Genomic DNA, 11,232 nt, shown 5'->3' on the forward strand with positions numbered 1-11,232 from the left:
GGAGGAGTGGAATCTTGGAGATCCTGGACGCACAGATCCACTGCTGGCGGACCGACCATCCGACCCGGCCCTGGGTCAAGGAGTACCGGCCGGGCCAGCTGCCCTCCGGGCGTAACCAGTTCCTCATCCACGCCGGCCAGTCGGCCGACCCGGAGACGGTCCTGATCGCCATGGCGGAGGTCGGCGTCGACGGCGGAATCCTGACCCCCGTCGGCGTGTACGGCGAGCAGAGCGACTTCGAACTGACCGCCGCCGCCCGGTTCCCGCGCAAGTTCGGGGTCGTCGGCTGGATCGACCACCTGGCCGGCGACGTCGAGGACCAGCTCGCCGCCGACGCCGGGCGCGGCCTGCTGGGGGTGCGGATCCTCGGGCTGCGGGAGCCCGGCCGGCATGAGCGCGGCGAGTTCACCCGTGTGCTGGGCGCCTGCCGGGCGCTCGGCCTCGCGGTCGCCTTCTCGCTCGCCCACCCGGTCGACCCGCGCCTGGTGGCCGTGCTCCGCGAGTACGGCGACCTCAGGTTCATGATCGACCACCTCGGTGTGGGGCTGGCGCCGCCGCTGCTCGGCGCGGCCCGGCCGGAGCGGCCGTGGGAGCACCTCGACGCCGTGCTCGGGCTGGCGGAGATCCCCAACGTGAGCCTGAAACTCACCGGGGCACCCTCCCTGTCCAGTGAGCTTTTCCCGTTTCGCGACCTGTGGGATCCGATCCGCCGGCTCCTCGACGCGTACGGGGTGGATCGGGTGATGTGGGGCAGCGACTTCACCCGTACCAACGGGCTGCACTCGTACTGGGAGGGCACGCACTACCTGTCGCACATCCCCGGCCTCGACACGGACGCGCTCTCCCTGCTGTACGGCGGGACGCTCCGGTCGCTTCTCGGCTGGGACAGGGCCGATCCCGCCCCGGCCTCCTGAACGACCACCCCGACCCCCCGAGAGCAGACCCATGAGTGTCCAGCGCGTAGTGTTCTTCGGCTTCGACGAGTCCTTCTCTCCCGGCGACGCCGCCGAGATGACCGCCATCGTCAGCACCTGGCGGCAGGAAATCCCCGGCCTCCGCCAGGTCCGGATCGGACCGGCTCTCTTCACCAAGCCGGAGGAGCCCGGTCCCGGGTACGTCCTGAGCCTGGAGTTCGGCGGTCAGGACGACCTGGAGGCGTACAAGTCGGACCCTGCCCATCGCCGGTTGAGCGCGTGGTTGAAGTCCCACGACTACCGGGTGCGTATCTTCGACTTCGAGTTCCCGGGGGAACGGGCATGAGCCCTGCCCACGAACCTCTCGACGGCCTGCACGTCCTGGAGATCTCGGTGACGCCGGCCGCCGCCTACGCGGGCCTGCTCGCCCGGCAGCTCGGGGCCAGAGTGACCCGGCTGGACGGGCCTCTGCTGGCGGACTGCGCGCCCGAAAACCTGGACGGGTTCACCGCGTCCATCCACCGGGGCAAGATCATCAGGGAACCGGCGGGGCTTCTCCAGGAGTCGTTCGACGTCGTCATCACCGACGCAGCGCAGCACAGCGCCTGCGACCGGCGGGTGCGGGAGTTCGCGGCGCTCATCGCGTCGAGGCAGCCGGACACGACGATCCTGGTCGACATCGACACCGGGGGCGCCGACGGCGCGGCCATCACGGCGAGCGCCGCCGCGGGCATGTCCTGGGCCATCGGGAACCCGGGGATGGCGCCGCTCACGCTTCCGCTGGACCTGCCCTACTACCACGTCGGGACCGAGGCCGCGGCGATGGCGCTGCTGGGGCTGCTCCTGGCGCGGCGATCCGGAACGCGCGGTCAGCGCTGGTCGTTGTCGCCGACGGACGTACTGACGTACTACGCCGGTCAGATCGCCTCCAACTTCCTGCCGTACGAGCGGCCCTGGGCGCGTGACGGAGCGCGCGCCAGCATGTCGGGGGGCTCGTACCCGGCCGCGATGTTCGAGTGCTCGGACGGCTGGGTGTCGGTCATGTGCCGGACCGACTCGGACTGGGTGGGGCTGCTCGAAGCCATGGGCAACCCGTCGTGGAGCCGTGACGAGAAGTTCCAGGACCCCCGTGAGGTGGCGCGGCTCCACGCCGACGAAGCCGACGTCCATCTCAAAGCGTGGTTCGCGACCCTGACCCGGGATGAGGCTTTCGCTCTCAGCGACAGGCACCGCTTCCCGATGGCGCCGGTGCTGTCGTTGCGCGACTCCATGAACCTGCCGCAGTTCGAGCATCGGGGCTTCTTCGTCACCGGAGCGGACGGCCGCCGCGAGCCTGGCCCGCCGTGGCGGATCCGGGTGCCGCGGGAGGCCGCGGCGGAGGGTGCGCGGGTCGCCCTGGAATCGTGGTCGCCGAGCCCGGCGGCACCGCTGGCCGGCCTGCGGGTGCTCGACCTGTCCTGGGCCTGGTCGGGGCCTATGGTGACGGCGGGGCTGGCCGATCTGGGTGCCGACGTCATCAAGGTCGAGAACCGTGGACGTCCGGACCCGACGCGGGTGCGGGGTCCGGCCATCCGCAACGGCGCGACCGTGCCCGGGCCGCCGCTGGAGGCGACGCCGTACTACAACCAGGTCAATCATGCGAAGAAGTCCATCGCCGTGGACTTCACCACCGCCGAAGGGGCCGCGCTGATCAGGGATCTGGCCGCGCGGGTCGACGTCGTCGTGGAGAACCTTCGACCGGGTGTGCTGGGGCGGCGCGGGCTGGCGTACGAGGACCTGGCCCGGCGGAATCCGCGGCTGGTCATGCTGTCCATGTCGCTGCTCGGTCAGGACGGGCCGATGAGCGGGCTCGGCGGGTACGCCCCGGTGATGTCCGGGCTCGCCGGTCTGGACTCCATGGTGGGTTACTCCGCCGACGATCTGGTCGGCCTCTTCAATCCCGCGCTGGGGGATCCGAACGGGGCAGATCATGCCTTGGTCTCGCTGCTGGGGGCTCTGTTGCGCCTGGAGGAGACCGGGGAGGGGTGTCACGTCGACCTGTCCCAGACGGAGGCGCTGGTCGCGCTGGAACGTGTCGGCGTGGCGGCGGTGGAAGGGGGTGCCGAGCTCGCCGTGCCGGGGAACGGTCACCGGGCCTTCTGGCCGTACGGGACCTGGCGGTGCGCCGGGGAGGACGAGTGGCTGGCCCTCACAGCCAGGACGGATACCGAACGCGGCGATCTCGCGGGCTTCCTCGGCCTGTCCGGCGAGCCAGGTCCCGCGGAGTTCGCCGCCGCGCTCGACGAGACCTGCGCCTTGAGCGAGGGGGCACAGCTGGAGGTCAAGCTGGCGGCGCTCGGCATTCCCGTGGCGGCCGTGCGCACCTTCGAGCAGGTGCAGTCGGATCCGCGCGCCCGGATCACCCCGGTGCCGCACCGGTACCTGGGGGAACAGCTCGTCCTCAGTGTGCCCTGGCGGCTCGGGGAGATGCGATTTCCTGCCAGGTCTCCAGGCCCCCTGCTCGGTGAGCACACCCTTCTCGTGCTCCGTACTGTGCTCGGGATGACGGATGACGCGATCGCCGCGCTCTCCCGGTCGGGTGCGATCGAGATCACCCACGAGTCGAGCCGGCCTGCGGACCCTCAGTAAGGTGGCTCTTACGGCCTCGAGATTGGACGCAGATGCCCCCAGCCGAGCTCTCCGGCGAGAAACCGCACCGCCCGACCGCGGCGGCAGACCGCAGACGGCAGTACATCGTCAGCAAGTCCGCGGTGCTGTTCGACGAGCTGGGCTACGCCCGTACCTCCATGGACGAGATCGCTCGCGCGGTTCAGATGGCGAAGCCGACGATCTACCACTACTTCCGGAGCAAGGAGGAGATCCTTCACTCGATCCACGACGAGTTCATCGATCTCCTGGTGGAGAAGCAGTCGTCCAGAGCGGCGACGGCCTCGCCCACGGACGAGATCCGGGCGACGATCGGGGACATCCTGTCGCTGATGGAGACGCACAAGGGGCACGTCCGCGTGTTCTTCGAGCACTACCGGGAGCTGTCCCGGGCCAAGCGCGACGAGATCGACGTCAAGCGGGCGCGGTTCTGGGACGAGGTGACCAGGACCATCAACAAGGGGCAGGAGACGGGCGAGTTCCGGGAGGTCGACTCGCATCTCGTGGCGCTCGCGATCTCGGGCATGTGCAACTGGGCGTACCACTGGTATCAGCCGGAAGGGCCCAACACGACCGAGGAGATCGCGGACGCGTTCTGGAGCATCGTTCAGCGGGGGATCGCGAGCACCAACTGAAAGGCCCTACTTGAGCACCGCTACTTGAGTACCGCGCGGAAGCTCTCCGACAGGATCACCAGTGACTCGTCCACCTCTTCGGCGGTCACGACGAGCGGCAGGTAGAAGTAGAGGACATTGCCGTTGGCCTGGGTGATCATGCCGCGGGCGCGGCATTCCGCCAGCACCTCTCGCGCGAGTTGGCGGTCGCCGTCCGGGTTCAGCACGACCGTCCAGAAGAGCCCGAGGCCGGTCGGGGGGTGTACGCGGCCGGGGAACTCGGCGGCCAGGGCGGTCAGGCCCGCGCCCACGCGAGCGCCCTGGATGCGGGCGTTCTCGACCAGTGCCTCGTCCTCGATGATGTCGATGGTGCGCATCGCCACGGCGCAGCCCGCCGCGTGGGCCGAGTAGGTGCCCATGTGGCGCAGGGCGCGTTCGCCGTACTCGTCGAAGGCGGCCGTCACCGCGGCGGACGCGACGCAGGCGCTGATCGGGAAGTAGCCGGAGGACAGTCCCTTGCTCATGGTGATCAGGTCGCCGGTCACGCCGAAGTGCTGCTCCGCGAAGAGTTCGCCGGTCCGGCCGAAGCCGTTGAGGACCTCGTCGGCGATGTAGAGGATGCCGTGCTCGTGCAGGAGTTCTTTGACCTTGCGCCAGTGGTCGTGGTGCGGGATGCGGATGCCGAAGCTGACCGGGATGGGTTCGGCGACGAACGCCGCGATGCGGTGGGGGCCGACGCGCTCGATCGTGGATCGCAGCGCTTCGAGGAACTCGGCCGAGGCCGCCTCCTCCTGTTGGGGAGTCGCCGGGAGCCTGACGAACATGTCGTCGAGGTCCCTCATGAAATGGCGGTTCTCGCCGCGGCCGGCGGCGGCCAGGGTGGCCACGGTCGTGCCGTGGTAGGAGCCCTCGGTGGCCAGGATGATCCGGCGCTCCGTGTCGCCCCTGTTCAGGTGGTAGTTGAGGGCGATACGGAAGGCGGCCTCGACGGCCTCTGAGCCGCTCGTCGCGAAGCGCACGCTGCCCCCGGAATGTCCGGTGAGGGCGAGGAGGCGTTCGGCGAGCCGCCGTGAAACGTCGTTGGTGCAGCCGAAGACCGGGGCGAGGTGGGCGCCGCTGCTCATCTGGTCGTACGCGGCCTGCGCCAACTCCGGTCTGCCGTGGCCGACGATGCAGGCCCCGAAGGACGCCAGTCCGTCGATGTACCTGTTGCCTTCGCGGTCCCACAGGTAGACGCCTTCGGCGCGCTCCAGGACGACCGGTGCCGGCGCGTGTTCCGGCGCGAGGACCGAGTGGTGCCACATCGGGTGCACATACGACATGTTCTTCATCCTGTGTAGGCGTGGGCCTCGTTGAGACGCCCGCGGAAGAAGGTGAGGGGGTTGCGCTGGTGCGCCTCCAGGTCCAGCACCCTTGCCGTGACGATCCAGTGGTCCCCGCCTTCGTGAATGTCCTGGATCTCGCATTCGAGCCAGCCCAGGACGTCGTCCAGGACCGGCGCGCCGGTCAGGTCGCCGGGGTTCCAGGCGACTCCGTCGAACTTGTCCGAGCCGGAGCGAGCGAAGGCGGAGCAGATGGAGCCCTGCTCGGCGCTGAGCAGGTTGACGGCGAAGGTTCCCGCGGCCGCGATCCTGGGCCAGGTGGTGGAGCCCTTGCCGGGGCAGATCAGGATCAGTGGCGGGTCCAGGGACAGGGCGCTCATCGACTGGCAGGTGAATCCGATCGGCTGCCCGCCGGACATCGCGGTCACCACCGTCACGCCGGTGACGAAGTGGCCGAGAACATGCCGGTATTCCTGGGATGAGACGGTCCTCCCCCGGTTGGGCAGGGTACGCACGACCGCATGGCCGGTTTCCCATTCGACGTGCGCGCGCACCTGCTCGGGCGAGTCGGAGAACCAGCCTCTTGAGCGCGCGTAGTCGATCATCGCGTCGAACCCCGGATCTGCGGGGAAACCGAGCCGGCGCGCCAACCACCCGACTGAGAGCCACACGTGGCCGTCGCGGAGTTCGCCCGCCCCCTCGCCGGTCAGCACCCGCTGGAGCAGGTCGCGAGCGTCGCCGTCCCCCACCGCCGTCACCGACAGGCTATGGAAATCCTCCGGCTCGGCGATGGTGATCCGCTCTGCCGCGAGTTCGACAACTACCTTCATGCCCTGCCTCCAGCGTCTAGCCGGTGTTCGACCGACTAGTCGGTCGGGAACCTGGGCTTGAATTTAACCGCAGCGATCGGCCGGGTCAAGAGGCTGCTGGATGGGGTCGTCAACGCGTCACCACCGTCGGGTGCCCGTAGGCAGGAGTTCTCCACGCAGTAGGGTATCGCGGAGCCGACCGACCAGTCGGCTCAGTATCGATCGCTGGAGGACATACCGTGTTGGTTTCCTTGGAGCGCGTCGCCCACGTTGGCGTGATCACTCTTCGCCGAGCTGACAAGCGCAACGCGCTGAACTTCGCGATGCGACAGCAGTTGCGGGAGGCTTTCGACGCCTTCGAGGCCGACGAGGAGCTGCGCTGCGCGGTGGTCGCGGCGGAAGGGCCGGTCTTCTGCGCCGGTGGCGACATGAAGGAGATGGCGGACGCGGCGCTCGGCGAAGTGCCCGCGGAGTGGATGCAGCTCACGGGCAGCACCGGAGCACTGGAGAAGCCGACGATCGCCGCCGTGGCGGGCCCGGCGCTGGCCGGAGGGTTCTACCTGGCGCAGAGCTGTGACCTGTGCGTCGTCGGCGAGAGCGCCACGTTCGCGATCACCGAGGCGAAGCGCGGGCGTGGGGCTCCCTGGGCGACGCCACTCATCTCGATGGTGCCGCAGCGCATCATGATGGAGTTGCTGCTGACCGGCCGGCCGCTGAGCGCGCGGAGGGCGTACGAGGTCGGGCTGGCCAACGCCATCGTCCCGGACGGCCAGGTGCTCGATGCCGCGCTCCAGATGGCCGAAGAGATCGCGGCGAACGCCCCGCTCAGCGTCCGGGCCGGCAAGCGGATGGTCGGGCTGGCCGCCGACCTGGGTCCGACGATGGCCAGGGAACCCAGCGAGTGGTTGTTCCGCAAGGCGTACACCAGCGAAGACGCCCGCGAAGGCCCCCGAGCCTTCGCGGAGAAGCGAGCGCCGGTGTGGAAGGGGCGATAGGTCCTGGTGTCACGTCAGGATTGGGAACATCTCGTGGTCGAACGGCTTGTTCGGCTCAAGGCCCAGAGCGTCGGTGTGGCGCCAGGGCGCACCGGTGTAGAGGACGTCGGATCGCATGTAGGTCATCGCGAACCCGGTTCGTGGTCTGTCGGTCGTGTTGCGGGCCGCTCCGTGGATGGTGAGGTCCGCGTGAATGGTCGCGTCGCCCGGCTTCATCGCCGAAGGGTCGGTCAGCGGCCACGCGTGTCTGGCGTACTGCTGCGCGACGAAGTCGGGGCGGACGTTCGTCTGGGCGTCTCTTCCCAGTGAGCCGAAGGTGTGGCTGCCGCTGACGAACTGGAGCGGGCCCATGTCCGGAGCCACCTCGCAGAGCGCGAGCCAGATGGTGATCGTGCCGGAGCGGTCGACCGGCAGGTAGGGGAAGTCCTGGTGCAGGTTCGTGGCGGCGTTGCCCGCCGACTCGGCGACCTTCTCGAAGATCGTTGAACGGAGGTAGCGGACGCTCTCGGCCTCCAGGAATCGGGCCGCCGTCTCTCCCATCCGCCGCGAGTAGGTGACCGCGTGGAAGAGGTGGTCGTAGTCGCCGGGGTTCTCGTACATCACATGCTGACGGCGGCTCGGTTCGGCTCCGATGTGCTTCTGCCCGCGCGAGCGGATGCGCTCAGGGTCCGGGGTCAGTTCCTCGCTGCGGGCCCGCAGCAGTTCGAGGCGCGCTTTCAGCTCCAGCGCCTGCTCCACGGGGATCAGCCCGGGAATCCTCGCCCATCCGTTGGCTCGGTAGTCGGCGACTTGCTGGTCCGAGACCACGGGGCCCTCGTTCAGTAGCTTCATTTGGCGGCCTTTCTGTCCGAGACTCGACCGACCAGTCGGTTGAGTGTCTGCCACAGCGTGATATCAGAACCAAGCGTCGAGCACAAGTACCGGGCACGAGGGGCGGGAGACGCAGACCAACGATCAGTCCTCCGAGGAGGTTGCGGCCGAGACGGTCGACCTCCTGGACGGTCAGCATGTCCCCGTCGCGGATGTGGGACAGCGCCTTCAGCAGCGCGGGCCGGTGCTCGGTGCGACCGCTAGATGAACGCGCCGGACACCCGGATGTGACTGAGCACCTCGATCTCGCCACCACCTCTGCAGCCCATCAGCCGGAGTTGGTCGCGTGCCTGAAGGCTCTCGGTGCGACGCCCGCCCACGTGGGCCAGGGCGAAGTGCCGTGGACGGTCCTCGCCGACCCCGAGGGCAACGAGTTCTGCGTGCTGGAGCCCCGGGAGATCTACCGGGACACCGGACCGATCGCCGCGGTGGTGGTCGACTGCGCGGATCCGCGGGCCATGGCCCGGTTCTGGGGTGAGGCGATGGACTGGACCCTGCACGAGGTGACTGACGATCAGGCGACGTTGCGCTCCGCCAAGGGTGTCGGCCCGTATCTCGAGTTCCTCCGTACGCCCGGCGTGCAGACCGTGCCAGACCGCGTCCATCTTGACCTGCTGCCGTACCCCGGTGACGACAAGGCGGCGGAGGTGGCCCGGCTGCGGGCCCTCGGCGCCACCGACCTCGACCTCGGCCAGGGCGACGTCCCGTGGACGTGCCTGGCCGACCCGGAGGGCCACGAGTTCTGCGTCCTCGCCCCGTCCTGACGCGGAGCCTTAACGACAGCTCGACACGTGAGCCCTGTGTGCTCATGCGTCATGGCCCGGGTGGGTTGGGCCGTCACCGACAGACGGCCCCCAGCACGCATCCACACTGCCGAGCCCCGCACTTCACGGTGAAGTCCCACGTGGGCACCCGTACGTCCCCCCCGGCTGCTGGGCATCGTGGCTTCGCCCCGCGCGACCGCGATCACAAGCAGCGGCTGGCAGCCCTTGTCGGCCGGGCTCAGTCGGTGGGTGTGCCTATCGCGAAGACCGTCAGCAGTTGGGCCAGTGTTCGGTAGTAGCCGACCAGGACGGTCAGGTCGATCAGTTGCTGGTCGGTGAGGACGTTTGAGGCTGTCGTGAACTCCGCGTCGGTGACCGTGGCTGAGGTCAGCAGGGTCGTGACGAAGGTGGCGGCGGTGTTCTCGGCCGGGTCGGCGGAGTGGAAGGAGCCGAGGGAGAGGGCGGTCAGTTCGGGGTCGGTGAGGCCGGCCGCGCGGCCGACTCGCTCGTGTGCCCACCACTCGAAGGTGCTTCCGGTGGCGTGCGCCGTTTGCAGGATGGCGATCTCCCGGATCCGGGGGGTCAGGTCGGTGCCGAATCGGACGGCCGCGCCGAGAGCCTGCAACGCCAGGCCGACGCCTGGGGCGTGCAACATGATCCCGAACGGGCCGTGGAGCGAGCCGTCGGCGGCGGTGAGCGGGAAGTGTTGCACGCCCTTGGCCCGGTCTCCGCCCGCGATGGCCTGGTAGACCGCGTGCTGGGCCTGGTCCAGGTCGGCGGGGGTGAGCCGGGGCAGGCGCTCGGTCATCGGCGGCGTCCGAAGACGAGCCAGCCGAGCAGGAAGCCCAGCAGGGCGCCGGCCGCCGCCTTGCCGTATCGGTCCCGGAGCACCGGGAGGATCAGGTCGAGCGCGTTGAGACCGCCCGACTCCGGCTCCGGCTCCCGCGACGGCGACGGCGACGGCGACGGCGACGGCGACGGCGGCAGTGGGGCGGCCGCCTGCTGGGGGGTGTCGGCGGGCACCAGCTGGGTGCTCAGGTTGGTGACGAACTGGCCGATCAGGCGGTTGCTGACGTCGGCGATGGCGCCCCGGCCGAACTGGGCCATCCGGCCGGAGATGTCCAGGTCGGTGTCGATCAGCACCCGGGTCCTGGCCGGGCCGACCGGCTCCAGCCGGGCGTGGATCCGGGCGGCGGCGGTGGCCTGTCCCTTGGGGTCCTTGCCGCTGGCGGCGATCACCGCGACCCGGGCCGCGTCGTCCCGCTGGTCGAACCGGGCGGTCCCGGTGAAGTGCGCGCCGATCGGCCCGACCTTCACCCGGACGCTGCCCAGGTAGGTGTCGCCGTCCCGGCCGTCCAGCCGCGCCCCCGGCATGCAGGGCGCGATGCGTTCCAGGTCGGTCAGGAGCGCCCAGGCCCGGTCCAGGTCGGCGTCCAGCTCGAACTCGTTCTTGAGCAGCATCGCTCAGCCCTTCCAGCCGGCCAGGCCATCGATGACCTCGTCGGCGCCGCAGTCGAAGAAGGCCATGATCCGGCACGGGCACGCCTCGCCGCCCTCGATCTTCCACGGGAAGGCCCCGATGATCGCGCGCTGGTTGAGCACCGTCTTCAGATCGCCGCCGACGTTCTCGGCGTGGATGCAGCCGTCCTGGAACGCCAGGTGGTGCATGGGGAAGATGTCAGAGGTGATCTCCCGGCCGGACATGTGGTGAGTGTAGGTGTACTCGCCGAGGAACTCCTGATAGCTCATGCCCACGTGCGCCTCGAACTTCTTCAGCAGGTCGGGGCGCATGTTCCGGATGGTGGTGTTCATCGGGTGGTCGCCGGACCCGGCGTCGATGCCCCACCAGGCGATCTCCATGTCGGCCATCCACCTGGCCAGCCGCACGCTGCCGCCCGGGTGCATGGTGAAGTAGCGGACCAGGTCCTGCTTCTCCCGGCCCTGGTAGTAGTCGATGAACCCGGTGTGGATGATCAAGATGTCGCCCTTGCGGACCTCCACCTTGGCGGTGATGTGCTCCGGCTCGATGAGGTCCCAGTCGGACACCACGTCGGAGACGTCCACGATCACCCCCGGGTGGATCAGCTTGGTCAGCGGCAGCGAGGCCATGTCCAGGCCGCCGTCCGTGCCGTGCATCGGGCCGTCCAGGTGGGTGCCGCTGTGCAGGGAACTCTCGATCCGCTGCGAGACGATCTGGTTGGTCTGGAGGTTCTGGGTGTAGTACATCTTGCCGCCCGGGTAGCCGACCCAGCCGGGAGTGTGGATGCCCCAGGGGTGGGTCAGGTCGACGATCCGCAT

General features: G+C 69.3%; 11 protein-coding genes and 2 pseudogenes. 6 read left to right on the plus strand and 7 right to left on the minus strand.

Annotation, left to right across the window (positions count from 1 at the left end):
* Positions 1–14 precede the first annotated feature (14 nt).
* From Amac_RS41495 to Amac_RS41510, 4 genes are read left to right on the plus strand one after another with little or no spacing between them, the layout of a single operon-like run.
* Positions 15–914 carry an amidohydrolase family protein gene (locus tag Amac_RS41495; protein WP_170322927.1) on the plus strand — a complete coding sequence of 300 codons (900 nt, stop codon included), beginning with the start codon at positions 15–17 and terminating at the stop codon, positions 912–914.
* Positions 915–945: 31 nt separating this feature from the next.
* On the plus strand, positions 946–1,260 hold the full coding sequence (locus Amac_RS41500) for a Dabb family protein (RefSeq protein ID WP_155359920.1): 315 nt from the start codon (positions 946–948) through the stop codon (positions 1,258–1,260).
* Positions 1,257–3,542 (plus strand): CaiB/BaiF CoA-transferase family protein, encoded by a 2,286-nt coding sequence (locus tag Amac_RS41505; protein WP_155359921.1) that lies wholly within the window; start codon positions 1,257–1,259, stop codon positions 3,540–3,542. The genes Amac_RS41500 and Amac_RS41505 overlap by 4 nt, the downstream gene beginning before the upstream one ends.
* A 32-nt stretch (positions 3,543–3,574) precedes the next feature.
* Positions 3,575–4,195, plus strand: coding sequence for a TetR/AcrR family transcriptional regulator (locus tag Amac_RS41510; RefSeq protein WP_155359922.1), 621 nt, complete (start codon positions 3,575–3,577; stop codon positions 4,193–4,195).
* Between the two features lie 20 nt (positions 4,196–4,215).
* On the opposite strand, the gene Amac_RS41515 is transcribed toward Amac_RS41510, so the two are convergent.
* Entirely contained in the window at positions 4,216–5,496 is a 1,281-nt protein-coding gene (locus Amac_RS41515; protein WP_170322928.1) for an aminotransferase family protein, read from the minus strand.
* Between the two features lie 5 nt (positions 5,497–5,501).
* Positions 5,502–6,326 carry a flavin reductase family protein gene (locus Amac_RS55585; protein WP_218041601.1) on the minus strand — a complete coding sequence of 275 codons (825 nt, stop codon included), beginning with the start codon at positions 6,324–6,326 and terminating at the stop codon, positions 5,502–5,504.
* Positions 6,327–6,544: 218 nt separating this feature from the next.
* Here Amac_RS55585 and Amac_RS41525 point away from each other — a divergent pair, with 218 nt between their 5' ends.
* Positions 6,545–7,300, plus strand: a complete 756-nt coding sequence (locus Amac_RS41525; protein WP_155359924.1) for an enoyl-CoA hydratase/isomerase family protein — start codon at positions 6,545–6,547, stop codon at positions 7,298–7,300.
* Between the two features lie 9 nt (positions 7,301–7,309).
* On the opposite strand, the gene Amac_RS41530 is transcribed toward Amac_RS41525, so the two are convergent.
* Positions 7,310–8,131 (minus strand): phytanoyl-CoA dioxygenase family protein, encoded by an 822-nt coding sequence (locus Amac_RS41530; protein WP_155359925.1) that lies wholly within the window; start codon positions 8,129–8,131, stop codon positions 7,310–7,312.
* Positions 8,132–8,279: 148 nt separating this feature from the next.
* A pseudogene (locus tag Amac_RS58185) lies at positions 8,280–8,426 on the minus strand (recombinase family protein); the annotation flags it as partial.
* On the opposite strand from Amac_RS58185, the pseudogene Amac_RS41540 reads away from it, so the two are divergent.
* Positions 8,407–8,934: pseudogene (locus Amac_RS41540) on the plus strand (VOC family protein); the annotation flags it as partial. The pseudogenes Amac_RS58185 and Amac_RS41540 sit on opposite strands and share 20 nt — an antisense overlap.
* A gap of 238 nt (positions 8,935–9,172) precedes the next feature.
* Here the strand turns inward: Amac_RS41540 and Amac_RS41545 are convergent.
* Genes Amac_RS41545 through Amac_RS41555 form a run of 3 tightly spaced genes read right to left on the minus strand, consistent with a single transcriptional unit; the run spans position 9,173 to position 11,232 of the window.
* Entirely contained in the window at positions 9,173–9,742 is a 570-nt protein-coding gene (locus tag Amac_RS41545) for a carboxymuconolactone decarboxylase family protein (RefSeq protein ID WP_155359927.1), read from the minus strand.
* Positions 9,739–10,395: an SRPBCC family protein gene (locus Amac_RS41550; RefSeq protein ID WP_155359928.1), complete on the minus strand. Its 657-nt coding sequence runs from the start codon at positions 10,393–10,395 to the stop codon at positions 9,739–9,741. The genes Amac_RS41545 and Amac_RS41550 overlap by 4 nt, the downstream gene beginning before the upstream one ends.
* Before the next feature lie 3 nt (positions 10,396–10,398).
* Positions 10,399–11,232 (minus strand): cyclase family protein, encoded by an 834-nt coding sequence (locus tag Amac_RS41555; RefSeq protein ID WP_155359929.1) that lies wholly within the window; start codon positions 11,230–11,232, stop codon positions 10,399–10,401.

The organism is Acrocarpospora macrocephala (assembly GCF_009687865.1).
Taxonomy (GTDB): domain Bacteria; phylum Actinomycetota; class Actinomycetes; order Streptosporangiales; family Streptosporangiaceae; genus Acrocarpospora; species Acrocarpospora macrocephala.